The organism is Agrobacterium vacciniicorymbosi, from assembly GCF_040427045.1.
Taxonomy (GTDB): Bacteria; Pseudomonadota; Alphaproteobacteria; order Rhizobiales; family Rhizobiaceae; genus Agrobacterium.
In genome coordinates, this window is record NZ_JBETMF010000001.1 from 588,148 (window position 1) to 602,978 (window position 14,831).

12 protein-coding genes are annotated in these 14,831 nt (G+C 58.5%); 8 read left to right on the forward strand and 4 right to left on the reverse strand.

Features of this window, described 5'->3' with window-relative positions:
* Positions 1–46: 46 nt before the first annotated feature.
* The 3 genes from glnA (at position 47) to hspQ (ending at position 3,082) form a co-directional block, all read left to right on the forward strand.
* On the forward strand, positions 47–1,456 hold the full coding sequence (glnA, locus tag ABUK73_RS02975) for a type I glutamate--ammonia ligase (RefSeq protein WP_062449491.1): 1,410 nt from the start codon (positions 47–49) through the stop codon (positions 1,454–1,456).
* Between the two features lie 299 nt (positions 1,457–1,755).
* Positions 1,756–2,688, forward strand: coding sequence for a DMT family transporter (locus ABUK73_RS02980; RefSeq protein WP_353575954.1), 933 nt, complete (start codon positions 1,756–1,758; stop codon positions 2,686–2,688).
* Between the two features lie 64 nt (positions 2,689–2,752).
* Complete coding sequence (hspQ, locus tag ABUK73_RS02985; protein WP_062449487.1) at positions 2,753–3,082, forward strand: heat shock protein HspQ; 330 nt, start codon at positions 2,753–2,755, stop codon at positions 3,080–3,082.
* Between the two features lie 77 nt (positions 3,083–3,159).
* On the opposite strand, the gene ABUK73_RS02990 is transcribed toward hspQ, so the two are convergent.
* On the reverse strand, positions 3,160–3,816 hold the full coding sequence (locus tag ABUK73_RS02990) for an invasion associated locus B family protein (protein WP_113087724.1): 657 nt from the start codon (positions 3,814–3,816) through the stop codon (positions 3,160–3,162).
* Between the two features lie 314 nt (positions 3,817–4,130).
* Between ABUK73_RS02990 and ABUK73_RS02995 the strand changes: the two genes are divergently transcribed.
* The 3 genes from ABUK73_RS02995 to ABUK73_RS03005 all read left to right on the forward strand — a co-directional run bounded on the left by ABUK73_RS02995 (position 4,131) and on the right by ABUK73_RS03005 (position 7,725).
* Positions 4,131–5,957: an extracellular solute-binding protein gene (locus ABUK73_RS02995; protein ID WP_353575955.1), complete on the forward strand. Its 1,827-nt coding sequence runs from the start codon at positions 4,131–4,133 to the stop codon at positions 5,955–5,957.
* A gap of 96 nt (positions 5,958–6,053) precedes the next feature.
* Positions 6,054–6,725: a DsbA family oxidoreductase gene (locus ABUK73_RS03000; RefSeq protein WP_113087727.1), complete on the forward strand. Its 672-nt coding sequence runs from the start codon at positions 6,054–6,056 to the stop codon at positions 6,723–6,725.
* 55 nt (positions 6,726–6,780) lie between these two features.
* A complete protein-coding gene (locus ABUK73_RS03005; protein WP_353575956.1) occupies positions 6,781–7,725 on the forward strand; it encodes a DMT family transporter in 945 nt (314 codons plus the stop codon).
* A gap of 22 nt (positions 7,726–7,747) precedes the next feature.
* Here the strand turns inward: ABUK73_RS03005 and ABUK73_RS03010 are convergent, their stop codons facing one another.
* The 3 genes from ABUK73_RS03010 to ABUK73_RS03020 form a co-directional block, all read right to left on the reverse strand.
* Positions 7,748–8,068, reverse strand: a complete 321-nt coding sequence (locus ABUK73_RS03010) for a hypothetical protein (RefSeq protein ID WP_353575957.1) — start codon at positions 8,066–8,068, stop codon at positions 7,748–7,750.
* Positions 8,069–8,421: 353 nt separating this feature from the next.
* Positions 8,422–11,919, reverse strand: coding sequence for a transcription-repair coupling factor (mfd, locus tag ABUK73_RS03015; RefSeq protein WP_353575958.1), 3,498 nt, complete (start codon positions 11,917–11,919; stop codon positions 8,422–8,424).
* Entirely contained in the window at positions 11,916–12,233 is a 318-nt protein-coding gene (locus ABUK73_RS03020; RefSeq protein WP_353575959.1) for an FAD assembly factor SdhE, read from the reverse strand. The genes mfd and ABUK73_RS03020 overlap by 4 nt, the downstream gene beginning before the upstream one ends.
* Before the next feature lie 170 nt (positions 12,234–12,403).
* On the opposite strand from ABUK73_RS03020, the gene recG reads away from it, so the two are divergent.
* Both recG and ABUK73_RS03030 read left to right on the forward strand, forming a co-directional pair.
* On the forward strand, positions 12,404–14,509 hold the full coding sequence (recG, locus tag ABUK73_RS03025) for an ATP-dependent DNA helicase RecG (RefSeq protein ID WP_353576009.1): 2,106 nt from the start codon (positions 12,404–12,406) through the stop codon (positions 14,507–14,509).
* 5 nt (positions 14,510–14,514) lie between these two features.
* Positions 14,515–14,775 carry a hypothetical protein gene (locus ABUK73_RS03030; protein ID WP_353575960.1) on the forward strand — a complete coding sequence of 87 codons (261 nt, stop codon included), beginning with the start codon at positions 14,515–14,517 and terminating at the stop codon, positions 14,773–14,775.
* Positions 14,776–14,831 lie beyond the last annotated feature (56 nt).

Consider the following 14,831-nt stretch of genomic DNA (forward strand, 5'->3'; position numbering starts at 1 on the left):
GCTGGGGCTTCACCTTGTTATCATTACACTCAAGGAAAAGTTTCAAATGACGACCGCAAACGATATTCTCAAGCAGATCAAGGACAACGACGTGAAGTTCGTTGACCTGCGCTTTACCGACCCCAAGGGCAAGCTGCAGCACGTCACCATGGATGTGGCCTGCGTGGACGAAGACATGTTCGCCGATGGCGTTATGTTCGACGGTTCCTCCATCGGCGGCTGGAAGGCCATCAACGAGTCCGACATGGTCCTGATGCCCGACACGGGCACGGTTCACATGGACCCGTTCTTCGCGCAGTCCACCATGGTCATCATCTGTGACATTCTCGACCCTGTCTCGGGCGAATCCTATAACCGCGACCCACGCGGCACGGCCAAGAAGGCTGAAGCCTACCTGAAGGCTTCCGGTATCGGCGACACGATTTTCGTTGGCCCAGAGCCTGAATTCTTCGTCTTCGACGACGTGAAGTACAAGGCCGACCCATACAACACGGGCTTCAAGCTCGACTCGTCCGAACTGCCGTCCAACGACGACACAGACTACGAGACCGGCAACCTCGGCCACCGTCCGCGCGTCAAGGGCGGCTACTTCCCAGTTCCTCCGGTTGACAGCCTTCAGGACATGCGTTCCGAAATGCTGACCGTCCTCGGCGAAATGGGCGTTGTCGTAGAAAAGCACCACCATGAAGTCGCGTCTGCACAGCACGAGCTGGGCGTGAAGTTCGACACGATGGTATCCAGCGCCGACAAGATGCAGATCTACAAATACGTCGTGCATCAGGTCGCAAACGCTTACGGCAAGACAGCAACCTTCATGCCGAAGCCAATCTTTGGCGACAACGGCTCGGGCATGCACGTTCACCAGTCCATCTGGAAGGGCGGCAAGCCGACCTTCGCTGGCGACGAATATGCTGGCCTTTCCGAGACCTGCCTCTACTATATCGGCGGCATCATCAAGCATGCCAAGGCGATCAACGCTTTCACCAACCCAACGACCAACTCTTACAAGCGTCTGGTCCCAGGTTATGAAGCACCGGTTCTGCTGGCCTACTCCGCCCGCAACCGTTCCGCCTCATGCCGCATTCCATTCGGCTCCAACCCGAAGGCAAAGCGCGTCGAAGTCCGCTTCCCTGATCCAGCCCAGAACCCGTATCTCGGCTTTGCAGCCATGCTGATGGCTGGCCTCGACGGCATCAAGAACAAGATCCACCCCGGCAAGCCGATGGACAAGGATCTCTACGACTTGCCCGCCAAGGAACTGAAGAAGATCCCAACGGTGTGCGGTTCGCTGCGTGAAGCCCTCGACAGCCTCGACAAGGATCGCAAGTTCCTCACCGCTGGCGGCGTGTTCGATGACGACCAGATCGATGCCTTCATTGAACTGAAGATGCACGAAGTCATGCGTTTCGAAATGACCCCGCACCCGGTCGAATTCGACATGTACTACTCGGCGTAATTGCCGGAAAAGGCGCTCTTCGGGGCGCCTTTTTTGTTTTGTTGTTATGACAGCGGGTGCGGCTTACCCCCCTCTGTCCTGCCGGACATCTCCCCCTCAAGGGGGGAGATCAGCTGGGCGTATGCTCCCCGCTCTATCCGCAGCTTTCAAGATGGGCGAGAGGCCTCAACGAGTCGATCTCCCCACCTGAGGGGGAGATGTCCGGCAGGACAGAGGGGGGTAAGCCACACCCACCGAAATCTATTTTGGCACAGCCCCTCAACCCGCACATAATAAATCAACGCATACCGGAAAGCCCCATGCCCCCAGCCACCGACACCACCCCTCGCCTGCGTGACTGGCTGATATTCCTCGCCGTACCCTTCTTCTTTTCCAGCAACGTCATTTTCGGTCGCGGCGTCATTGGCGAAGTCTCGCCATTCGTCACCGCATTTCTGCGCTGGTCCTTTTCGGTGGTGTTCGTGGCACCCTTCATCATCCACGATGGGCGAGCCTGCCTGCGCTTCATCCAAACGAAAACAGCGCTCTGGCTGATCCTCGGCTTTCTCGGAATGGGCATCTGCGGCGGCGTGGTTTATTGGGGTCTCACCATGACCTCGGCAGCCAATGGCACGCTGATCTACACAACATCGTCTCTCTTCATCATCCTGTTTCAGCGGGCGCTTTACGGTCGTGCGATCCGGCGGCTGGAAGTGGTGGGCATGGTCATCGCCTTTGCTGGTGTGGCGGCAATCGTGCTGAAGGGCGATGTGGCGCAATTACTGCGGCTCGATTTCAATCTCGGCGATCTTGCCATTCTCGTCGCGTCGATCTCCTTTGCGATCTACTCTCTACTGCTGCGAAACCCAGCCGCCAGAGACATGGCGTCGCTTAGCCTGTTTGCAGTCATCGCACTGTCAGGCGCGCTGGTGCTGCTGCCACCGGCTGCTATCGAGCTTGCCCATGGTGGCATGTTGCCTTCATCAGTCGTGGCATGGGCAAAGATCGGCGGCATCATTCTGTTCGCCTCCATTGCTGCTTTTTACTGCTTCACCCACACGGTGCGCGTCTTCGGCCCGGCCACTGCAGGCATTACGCTTTATATGATGCCACCGGTATCGATCGTCATGGCCGTGGTGTTTTTGGGAGAGCGTTTCGAGCATTATCATGCGCTCGGCATTGTCCTGGTCACCGGCGGCGTGGTGCTGGCCACGGCACCCTTTGGCAAGCTGAAGTCACAAAATCGCGCTTGACCACTAAATATCTTGATATTTTTTATCCGGACCCCAAATTGTATGGGGAAAGGATGTGCATGCCATGAAACAAAGAGACGCAAAATTTACGATTGGCGAGGTTGTTCGCCACAAGGTGTTTCCGTTCCGCGGCGTGGTATTCGACGTAGACCCGGAATATGCCAATACCGAAGAATGGTGGAACGCAATTCCTGCGGAAATCCGTCCGGATCGCGACCAGCCATTTTACCACCTGTTGGCGGAAAACGATGAAACCGAATATGTCGCCTATGTCTCGGAGCAGAACCTGATCCATGACGAGAGCGACCAGCCGCTGCGAAATCCGAATATTACCCGAATATTCGACACCACGCCAACCGGCGAGCTACGCGCGAAAGCGGCCATGACGCACTGATCTCCCAAACAGAACGTCACCCAACAAAAAACCGGCCTGATGACAGGCCGGTTTTTTTAATGTCGTGAATAACGATATTAGTTTGCAGGCTTGGTCTTTGCAGCGTCCTGAGCAGCTTCCAGCTTCTTGCGAGCTTCTTCTGCCTTCTTCTGCATGCCTTCCTGCAGCGAACGCTGGCTTTCAGCGAGCTGGGACTGCGTGATTGGCTGGCCGTCATAAGCGCCCGTGAAGCCGCTGAGAGCGATCTTGATCGGGTTTGGTGCGCGGCGGAAGTTGATGGAGGTGAACACGATTTCCGTGCCCTTCTTCATGCTGGCAATCATCGCATCCGTAAGCGGCACTTCAGCTGTGCACTTGTCTGGAAGGCAGACGGCGTAGTCAAGCTTCTGGCCCTTGGCACCATCGATCTGCATCATAACGCCGGGAGGCAGCAGGCGTGCGGTTGGAACCGAAACCTGAAGAAGCTTGCGGTTAACCTTGCCTTCGACGCTGATGAGGCCGACAGCCGTGATCATCTGGCCGTTCTGGGCAAGAACAACGTTCTGCACGACGCAAACATCATTGTCTTCCTGCTTGCTGCATGTCTTGAACCAACCGAGTGGAGGTGCACCAGCACCACCGGCGGCAGGAGCTGCCTGCTGAGCCTGCGACACGGCAGGTGCAGACACGGCACCCAGAGAAGCAACGACAGCAGCCAGGGCTGCGCGGGTGAATGTGTTTGCGTTTTGCATCATAAGAGTTCCGTCTCCTAAAATTTTTTATGCGAAGCAGAACGGATCGAACTGCTCAACATCACCGGTATCCGTCTGCCCGTTCCACTGTCGTTTAAATGAGGCAAATGCGTGACCCGACTGTTTCGGCAACCCTGTTACATCCCGTTGGGCGCGATATCCAGCACTTCTTTGAACTTTTCTTGAGCGCCGACAGATTTTCTCTCGTCGGATGTCTGCCATAGTTGGGTGTGATACATTCCCGCGGGAATCAATACAAGATGGGCCGCCCGTGCCTATGGGTCTATTAGACGGCCAGAATGCGACAGGACATGACCATGCGAAGCCTTTTGGCGTTCATCCCCGCCCTTCTTTTTTCCGGTCTGGCGTTGGCGGAACCCCTCCATGGAATTTCGATGCATGGGACTGTTGCCCTGCCCGAAGACTACAAGAATTTCACCTATGTGAACCCTGATGTCAAAAAAGGCGGACGCGTCTCCTATGGCGTCGTCGGCACCTTCGACAGCCTCAATCCCTTTGTTCTGAAGGGCATGCGTACCACCGCCCGTGGCGTATGGGATCCGGAATTCGGCAATCTTCTCTATGAACCATTGATGCAGCGCTCAGGGGATGAACCATTCTCGCTTTACGGCCTGCTGGCTGAAAGCGCCGAGTGGGACGACGACCGCACCTACATCCAGTTCAACATCAACCCGAAAGCCAAATGGCAGGATGGTCAGCCGGTCACGCCAGATGATGTGATCTTTACGTTCAATCTCTTGAAGGAAAAAGGCCGCCCGCCCTTCAACAGCCGCCTGAATGGCGTGGCGAAAATGGAGAAGGTTGGTGAACATGGCGTTCGCTTCACCTTCAACGAGAATGCGAATCGCGAAACGCCGCTCATCCTCGCCTCTTCGACGCCGATTCTGCCCAAGCACGCAATCGATCAGGCCACGTTTGAACAAAGCGGCCTTGGCCCGGTTGTTGGCTCCGGCCCTTACCGAATCAAATCCTTGCGACCCGGAGAGCGGATTGTGTGGGAACGCGATCCGAATTACTGGGGCAAGGATGTTCCCGCCAAGGTTGGCTTCGATAATTACGACGAAATCAGCATCATCTATTTCCTTCAGGTCACGACCATGTTCGAGGCCTTCAAGAAGGGCGATATCGACATCTACCCGGAAGGCGACGCCATCAACGGCACGTCCGACACATCCCATTGGGGTCAGGCCTACAACTTCCCCGCCGTTCATCGCGGTGAAATTGCTCGGGATGTTTTCGAATCCCGCCTGCCCTCGGGCATGTTCGGCCTAGTCTTCAACACAAGACGCGCCATGTTTGCGGATGAAAAAGTCCGCGAAGGCCTGTCTTTCGCACTCGATTTCGAATGGATGAACCGCAATATTCTAGGTGGTGCTTTCAAGCGCACGCAAAGCTACTGGCAGAACTCCGCGCTCGGTGCCTTCGGCAATGCAGCCGATGCGCGCGAACTCGCCTTGTTGGGCGATGCTGCCAAGAAACTACCACCGGCACTTCTGGCTGGCACCTATGCCATGCCTGTCACCGATGGTTCGGGCGCAGACCGCAAGGTGCTGAAGCTTGCCGTCGATAGGCTGAAGGAAGCCGGTTACACGATCAAGAAGGGCAAGATGTCGGACGTCAATGGCCGGGCGCTGACCTTCGAGATCATGACCCAGAACCCGGCGCAGGAGCGGATTGCGCTTGCCTATCAACGCTCGCTGAAACTGATCGGCGTCGATATGGCCATTCGCTCCGTCGATGACGGGCAATATCAGGCACGCTCCAACAGTTTCGACTACGACATGATCATCCGCTCACTGCCCTCCTCGCTTTCGCCGGGTGCGGAACAGCTCAACCGCTGGGGCTCGGATTCGCGCGATGCCAATGGCAGTTTCAACTATGCGGGCGTTGCCGATCCTGATGTGGACCGCATGCTGGAGGCGCTGTTGCAGGCGCGCTCCACGGAAGATTTTCAAGCGGCTGTGCGAGCCTATGACCGCCTGCTGACTGGCGGGCATTACATCATTCCGCTTTACTACATCGGCGCGCAGTGGGTGGCCCGCTGGAAATACATCGAGCGGCCAGAAACCACACCGCTTCTGGGCAACCAGAAAACGACGTGGTGGGACAGGCGCGTTCAGTAACGCTGCGGGACATGGTTCTCTTCAGGTAACGCCTTGCGCAAGCGCAGCAACGCCCCTAGATGGGGCACAGATTTTCAGGTCCGAAAGGGAAGCACCATGCAACGCATTGTTATCGACGTCGTCTCGGACATGGTCTGCCCCTGGTGCTATCTCGGCAAGGCGCGGCTCGATCTGGCGCTGGCCGAAGTGCTGGATGAGGTCAGCGTGGACGTGAATTGGCGTCCCTACCGCCTCAACCCGGATTACCCGCCTGAGGGTGTGGACCAGAAGGCCGAGCTGGAAAAAAAGCTGGGCGGCAAGGATAAAGTCGAGCAGGCACATGAGATGCTGACTCAACTCGGCAAGGAAGTTGGCATCAACTTCGATTTTGACGCTATCAAGGTTGGCCCGAATACGCTGGATGCCCACCGCCTGTCGCTCTGGGCGCATGCAGAGGGACGCGAGTTTCAGGACAAGGTCGTGACAGAACTCTTCCGCGCCAATTTCGAGGAAGGCCTTAACATTGGCGACCACAAGGTTCTGGCAGATATCGGCGAGAAGGCTGGTATGAACCGCGAGGTCGTTGAGAAGCTACTGGCATCCGACGCCGACAAGGATACCGTCATTGCCGAAATCGATGCCGCTCAGCAGATGGGCGTTGCGGGCGTACCCTTCTTCATCCTCGACCAGAAATACGCCGTCAGCGGTGCGCAAAGCAAGGAAGTGCTGATTAATGCACTGCGGGATATTGCCAGAATGAAGCTGGAAGAGCATAGGGCAATGAACTGATCGTCAGCGCCTCCCCGCTGTCGATTTCCGGCCCCTAATATTTTCAGGTGTTTCCGTGTCCGATAGCACGTTGAAGGGCATTCTGCTCGCATTCGCAGCCTTTGCCGCCTACGCTTGGAGCGATGCGAGCGTGAAGCTCATCGAAGGGCAATTGTCGCCCTTCCAGTCCGCATTTTTCGGCGCACTCTTCGGTCTCTGCGCCCTGCCCTTCATTCGCAAGCGCAATGACGACTGGCGCGATATCGTCCGCACGACCAATCGCCCACTGTGGATTTTACGTTTCGTCTCCTCGGGTCTCGGCGCAATTACTTCTGTAACCGCCTTCACCTATCTGTCGATGGCGGAAGCCTTCGCGCTGATCTTTCTGCTGCCCGCATTCGTCACGATCATGTCGGTTCTGTTCCTGAAGGAACAGGTCGGCATCAAGCGTTGGTCAGCGGTCATCATCGGCTTTGCCGGTGTTCTGGTGATTTTGCGACCCGGTTTCCGCGAGCTGTCGACCGGACATTTCGCGGCCATCGTCGCGGGTCTCTGCGGCGCGATTTCCATCGTCATCTTCCGCGCCATGGGGCCGTCGGAAAAAAACATTTCACTCTATGGCGCTGGCTTGCTGGGAACGCTCACCATCTGCGGCATTGCCATGGTCAAGTCTTTCACGCCGCCGAATCTGGAACAATGGATGTTCCTCGCCGGTTACGGATTGCTTGGTGCGCTCGCCAACGTGCTGGTGATGTACGCGGCCAAATATGCGCCCGCAGCCGTCATCGGGCCAACGCAATATAGCCAGATGCTATGGGCTATTCTGTTCGGCTATCTGATTTTCGGAGATCACATCGATGGCTGGATGTTCGTTGGCATCGCGCTCATCATCGGCTCCGGACTGATCACACTCATCCGTGAGCGGCAGAGGCAAGTTGCGCTTCCCACATCGGTCGCGGCGGCAGACCAGAATGTTGCCGTCGCGATGACACCCGAAGGTGATGGGGCGAAGACGGACTAATCAGCCCGTCTTCAACTTACCGTCAATTGCAGACACGTACGCGGTACATGTCGCCGTATCCATCCTGACGCCATGCCAAATGGCAGCGGTGATAGACGGGTTGATACACAACGGGTGGGCCGTAGTACGGTCCGTAGCCGTAGCCATAATAGCCGGGAGATCCATAATAATGGTGAGATGCTCCGGCAATCAGGGCACCTCCGACGACTGCTCCGGCGATACCTGCGCCTAATCCGCGTCCGAAATTATTGCGTGCTTCTGCCTGGCTGGTGGTGGCAATTGTGGTACCCGCAATTGTCAAGGCGACCAGACCAGCGGTGACAAATCTATTCATCGTCCACATAGTCCTGCTCCTTAAGTGTGTGAGGGCAGCAAACCAATGCCGCCGACACGGTGAGACTATGCTTCTAACGGCTACCGCCACATGTCCGTTTCATTAAATCTCGGTAAGGAATGGGAGTGTGTTCTCAAGCTGGCCTGCCGAATGTTTCGCCAACGCGCTCGTCCCGTGTGATCCGGTTAAGACCAACCTTAGCCATTCGAGACGCCGCTTGCTTCCGTCATACCGGCCTTGAGCCGGTATCCAGTCAGCCCAAGTCCTTGGGCAGAAAGAACGTTTCTCGCCGCGCAGACGCGCGTCGGCTGGACCCCGCAGCAAGTGCGGGGTGACGGGGAGAAACTGCTACAACCTCGATATTAAGTCTTCGCAAGCTCCGCAAGCTGCGTCATCACCATGGCCGCACCCGCCAGACGCTTCTCCGGTGTTGGCAGATCGCGTGTCAGGAACACGCTGTGGTCAGGTCTGATCTTGGCCATGGAGCCCTGTTTGGCGATATAGCCGACCAGTGCTGCCGGGTTCGGGAATTGCTTGTTGCGGAACTGGACGACGACGCCCTTTGGACCGGCATCCAGCTTCTCGACATTGGCCGTGCGGCAGAGCGACTTGACGTAGACGATCTTGAGCAGGTGCTGCACTTCCTTCGGCAGCGGGCCGAAGCGGTCGATCATTTCGACACCGAAGCCATCGATTTCGCCGAGATCGGTCAACTCGCCGAGACGACGATAGAGACCCATGCGCAGGTGCAGGTCCGGCACGTAAGCCTCGGGGATCATGACCGAGGTGCCGACGGAAATCTGCGGCGACCAGCCGCTGTCGATGACCTCGTCCTCACCCTTCACTTCGGCCACGGCCTCTTCCAGCATCTGCTGGTAAAGCTCGAAACCGACTTCCTTGATATGGCCGGACTGTTCTTCGCCCAGCAGGTTGCCCGCGCCGCGAATATCGAGGTCATGGCTGGCGAGCTGGAAGCCAGCGCCCAGCGTATCGAGCGATTGCAGAACTTTCAGGCGGCGCTCCGCCATGGTCGTCAGCACCTTGTTGACCGGCAGCGTGAACAGCGCGAAGGCACGAACCTTGGAGCGTCCCACGCGGCCACGAAGCTGGTAGAGCTGCGCGAGGCCGAACATATCGGCACGGTGGACGATCAGCGTATTGGCAGTCGGCACATCCAGACCGGATTCGACGATGGTGGTGGACAGCAGCACATCATATTTGCCGTCATAGAAGGCGTTCATGATGTCTTCCAGCTCACCCGCCGCCATCTGGCCATGGGCCACGGCAACCTTCAACTCCGGCACGTCGGATTGCAGGAAAGCGTGAATATCGGCAAGGTCGGCGAGACGCGGGCAGACATAAAAGCTCTGGCCGCCACGATAATGCTCGCGCATCAGCGTTTCGCGGATGACCAGCGCATCGAACGGCGAGATGAAGGTGCGCACCGCCATGCGGTCCACCGGTGGCGTGGTGATCAGCGACAGTTCGCGAACGCCCGTCATGGCAAGCTGCAAGGTGCGCGGAATGGGCGTGGCCGACAGCGTCAGCACATGCACATCGCTCTTCAGCTCCTTCAGCCGTTCCTTATGCTTCACACCGAAGTGCTGCTCCTCATCGATGATGAGAAGGCCGAGATTGGCGAAGTTGATACCAGCGCCCAGCAGCGCATGGGTGCCGACGACGATATCCGTCTTGCCCTCGGCCACTTCCTTCTTCGTCAGCGCCAGTTCCTTCGTGCCAACGAGGCGCGATGCCTGCTGCACGCGGATCGGCAGGCCACGGAAACGTTCGGAGAATGTGCGGAAATGCTGGCGCGCCAAGAGCGTCGTCGGCACGACGACAGCCACCTGCACACCATTCATGGCGGCAAGGAATGCGGCGCGCAGCGCCACTTCCGTCTTGCCGAAGCCGACGTCACCGCAGATCAGGCGGTCCATCGGCCTGCCCGCGCCGAGGTCGTCGCGGATGGATTCGATGGCGGTCAGTTGGTCTTCGGTCTCGTCATAGGGGAAGCGCGCCGCGAACTCGTCGTAGAGACCATCCGGCGCGGCCAGCACCGGTGCGTGACGCACCATGCGCGCAGCCGCGATGCGGATGAGATCGCCCGCCATATCCAGCAGGCGCTTCTTGAGCTTGGCCTTGCGCATCTGCCATGCGCCGCCACCCAGCTTGTCGAGATTGGCTTCCGCCGCATCCGAGCCGTAGCGTGACAGAAGATCGATGTTTTCGACCGGCAGGAACAGTTTGGCCTCATCGGCATAATGCAGTTCCAGACAATCGCGCGGCGCACCCGCCGCCTCGATTGTGCGTAGGCCAACGAAACGCCCGATACCGTGTTCGGCATGGACGACGAGCGAGCCCTCGTCCAGACCGGCGACTTCCGAGATGAAGTCCGCACCGCGTTTGCGGCGCTTGGAGCGGCGGACCATGCGGTCGCCCAGAATATCCTGCTCACCGATAACGGCGAGATTGCCGGTTTCAAACCCCGCCTCAAGGCTAAGAACCGCCGCAGCAGCCTCGCCCTTGCCAAGCTTCTCGACTTCTTTGAACGACTGGATGGTCTTGATATTCTCAAGCCCATGCTCGTTCAGCACCTGCAACAGCCGATCGAGAGAACCCTCTGACCAGCAGGTGATGAGAACCTTCCAGCCCTTGGAGCGGCGCTCGGCAATGTGCTTGACCGCCAGCGTGAAGACATTCACGCGGTCTTCGCTTTCGGTCTCCGTCTGCGACTTCGCCCAGCGCGGACCGACATGAGCGTCCAGCGTTGCCACGGGCTTGTCCTTGGAATCCTGCTCGTTGAACGGCGTCAGGCGCACGGCGTTGACGGCGTTCAACGCCTCATCGAAGCTCTTGCCGCCGAGGTAAATCTGGCTGGGCGAGACGGGCTTGTAAGGCGCACCCTGTGTGGAGCCCTTAGTCTGGCCGGATTGCTGCCGCGCCTCGAAATAATCATGCACCAGCTTGGACCGCTCGACGGCTGCTTCCCGCGCCGTATGATCCGTGACGATACGGAAGCCCTTGAGGTAATCGAAGGCCGTTTCCAAATGCTCGTAAAACAGCGGCAGCCAATGTTCCATGCCTGCGTAACGGCGGCCCTCGGACACGGCTTGATACAGCGCGTCATCCCGCGTCGCGGCACCGAACAGCGATAGGTAATTCTTGCGGAAACGGCTGATCGTATCCGGCGTCAGCGTCACCTCGCTCATCGGGTTAAGATCAAGCGACCGGGCCTGACCGATGGTGCGCTGGCTGGCAGGATCGAAGGTGCGGATGCTCTCGAGCGTATCGCCGAAGAAATCCAGCCGCACCGGCTCTTCCGTTCCGGGCACGAAGACATCGAGAATGCCGCCGCGCACGGCGAACTCGCCCACTTCGCGGACCGTTGCCACGCGGTCGAAGCCGTTACGCTCCAGCCGTGCCGCGATGTCGTCCATGCGGATCTGGTTGCCGGGCTTAGCCGAGAACGCAAGGCTCTCAATGACATCGCGCGGGGCCATCTTCTGCAGCATGGCGTTGACGGTGACCAGCACGATGGCCGGATGCGGCTTTTTCTGATGGTGAATGAGGCCGGACAGGGTGGCAAGGCGGCGAGCCGACACATGCGCGCTGGGCGAGACGCGGTCGTAAGGCAGGCAATCCCAGGCAGGCAGTGTCAGAACCGGAATGTCAGGCGCAACAAAGCCCAGCATCTGCTCCAGATCGGCCACGCGCTGGCCATCTGACAGAACGTAGGCGACAGGCGTGCCTTGCCGCGCCATATCCGCGAGCAAGAAGGCTTCCGTGCCCGAGGGCACGTTGCCGATGGTCAACGGCGTATCGGCCGATGCCACCAGCCTGACATCGAATCCGGCTATCATTTTGGGCTGTGTCCGTTCTGGGCGGTGACCAGATCGAAATCCGGGCGGTAGGAAATGATCTTTTCAAACAGCGGCGTCTGGAATTTTTCCGGGATGACTGAGGCACCCGTTACCATCTGAATGAGGTCCTGGTCCTCTTCATCCATGATGATTTCCAGCTCATCCAGCTGTTCTTCGGAAAGGTCAGTGATGTTCTCTTCGGCAAACTGCCCCAGAACGAGGTCCATCTCCCGGATGCCACGATGCCAGCACCGATAGAGAATTCGCCTGCGTCTCGTGTCGAGGTCGGCACTCGTGCGCACCAGTCCTGTCATCGCATTCACCCGTTTGTTGACTTGGCCTTTCCTATAGAACAGGACAGGAACGCTTGGGAACCGGTTTTTGCGGAAATAATGCCGCGTTGCAGAAAATCTGCCGGTGATAAACCGTGTTTATCGTCCCGACGCTCTTGCATTGCGCGGAACGTTCCACGATTTTGCTCGCCATGCGCCCCGCCCTCCTCGATCCGCTGTTTGCTACCGTCGCCACGCTGACCGGCGTAGGCCCGAAGCTTGCCGATTTGCTGGTGAAGCTTTTGGGCCGGGAAAGCGTCGAGGAAAGTCGCGTTGTCGACCTTCTGTTTCACGCACCCTACAACATCATCGACAGACGCAACCGCCCCGGCATCGCGCATGCGCCGCAGGGCTCCATTGTCACCATTCAGGGACGTGTGGATCGCCACCAGCCAGCTCCGCCGGGTAATCGTTCCGCACCCTACCGCGTGTTCGTCCATGACGAGACCGGCGAGATCGCGCTGACCTTCTTCCGTGCCAGGGGCGACTGGCTTTCAAAAGCGCTTCCCATCGATGAAGAGGTAATGGTCAGCGGCAAGGTAGACTGGTTCAACGGTCGCGCCTCCATGGTGCATCCCGACTTCATGGTGAAGGTTTCCGAGGCCGACAATCTGCCGCTGGTAGAACCGGTCTATCCCTTGACCGCTGGGCTTTCGCCCAAGGTATTGAGACGGGCCATCGATGGCGCACTGACCAAGCTGCCGGTCTTTCCAGAATGGATCGACGAGACGCTAGCCGCACGCCAAAGCTTTCCGCACGTGGGAGATGCGTTCCGCGAGCTTCACGACCCACGCGATGAGACTGATATCGATCCGCAGGCCCCTGCCCGCCGCCGCCTCGCTTATGATGAGTTTCTGGCGGGTCAGCTTTCGCTGGCACTGGTGCGGCAGAGATTGCGCAAGGTCACCGGCCAGCCCATCCGTGCCAAGGGCGATTTTGCGGCCAAAATTCTGGCCAATCTGCCGTTTTCACTCACCGCAAGCCAAAGTGCTGCGGTGAAAGACATTCTGACCGACATGGCGAGCGAAGACCGCATGTTGCGCCTGTTGCAGGGCGATGTCGGCGCGGGCAAGACCCTGGTGGCGTTGATGGCCATGGCCACCGCCGTCGAGGCTAGCGGTCAGGCTGTGCTGATGGCACCGACGGAAATCCTCGCCCGCCAGCATTTCGCGACGATCTCGAAATTCGCCTCTGCCGCCGGTATTTCCTGCGCGGTTCTGACCGGTCGCACCAAGGGCAAGGAGCGCCGCGAGATCGAGGAGCGCATCGCTTCGGGTGAGGCGCAGATCGTGATCGGCACCCATGCGCTGTTTCAGGATAGTGTGAGCTACAAGAACCTCGTACTGGCTGTCGTGGACGAGCAGCATCGCTTCGGCGTGCACCAACGCCTGCGACTAACCGCCAAAGGCATCTCGCCGCATATGCTGGTCATGACGGCAACGCCCATTCCCCGCACGCTGGTTCTGGCCGCCTTCGGCGACATGGATGTTTCCAAGCTGACGGAGAAGCCTGCTGGCCGCAAGCCGATCACCACCGTAACTATCCCAACCGAGCGCATCGGCGATATCGTCGCAAGGCTGAAAAGCGCGCTTTCCGAAGGCAAGAAAGCCTACTGGATTTGCCCGCTGGTGGAAGAGTCGGAAGAGTCCGACCTCATGTCCGCTGAAGAACGCCATGCCGTTCTCGCGAAGTCACTGGGCGCAGACATCGGCCTCATCCACGGCCGCATGACGGGACCGGAGAAGGATGCGGCGATGCTGGCCTTTAAGAGTGGCGAAACGCGCCTGCTAGTGGCAACGACTGTGGTGGAAGTGGGTGTGGACGTGCCGGATGCGACGATCATGGTTATCGAACACGCAGAAAACTTCGGCCTTGCCCAGCTTCACCAGTTGCGCGGACGTGTGGGGCGTGGCGATGAGGCCTCCACCTGCATTCTGCTCTACAAGGGGCCGCTCAGCGAAAACGGAAAGGCACGCCTTTCCATTCTGCGCGACAGCGAAGACGGCTTCCTGATTGCAGAAGAGGACTTGAAACTGCGCGGCGAAGGCGAGCTTCTCGGCACCCGCCAGTCCGGCACGCCGGGCTTCCGCATCGCCAGCCTCGAAGCTCACGCCGACCTCCTCGAAATCGCCCGCAAGGACGCCGCCTATATCATCGAGCGCGACCCGGAACTTGCCAGCGAGCGCGGAAAGAACCTCAGAACTCTCCTCTATCTCCATCGTCGTGACGAGGCGATCCGTTTCCTCCATGCAGGCTAACGATCATGAATGAGACCCCTCTGCCGCCACCGGCTTTCTGCAAGGGCTATGCACTCTGCTCGCCCGACAACCTGCTGAAGCCTGAAACCTTCGGCAAAAGCGAAAAGAAAGCCATAGCGAAAAATTTCAAGAAACCCGGCCGCAAGAAGGCCTGGGCAAAAGCGCAGGAAGAAGGCTGGAGCGTGCGCTTCGTTTATATGCGCCTGTTCGTCCCGGTGTTTCACTCTACAGCGGCATCGACAGAACTCTACGAGGACGATGAGTGAAATAATCTACCGCAGTCAGCAAGGTTAGGACCGGGCCGCGTGATATGGTTCACGCG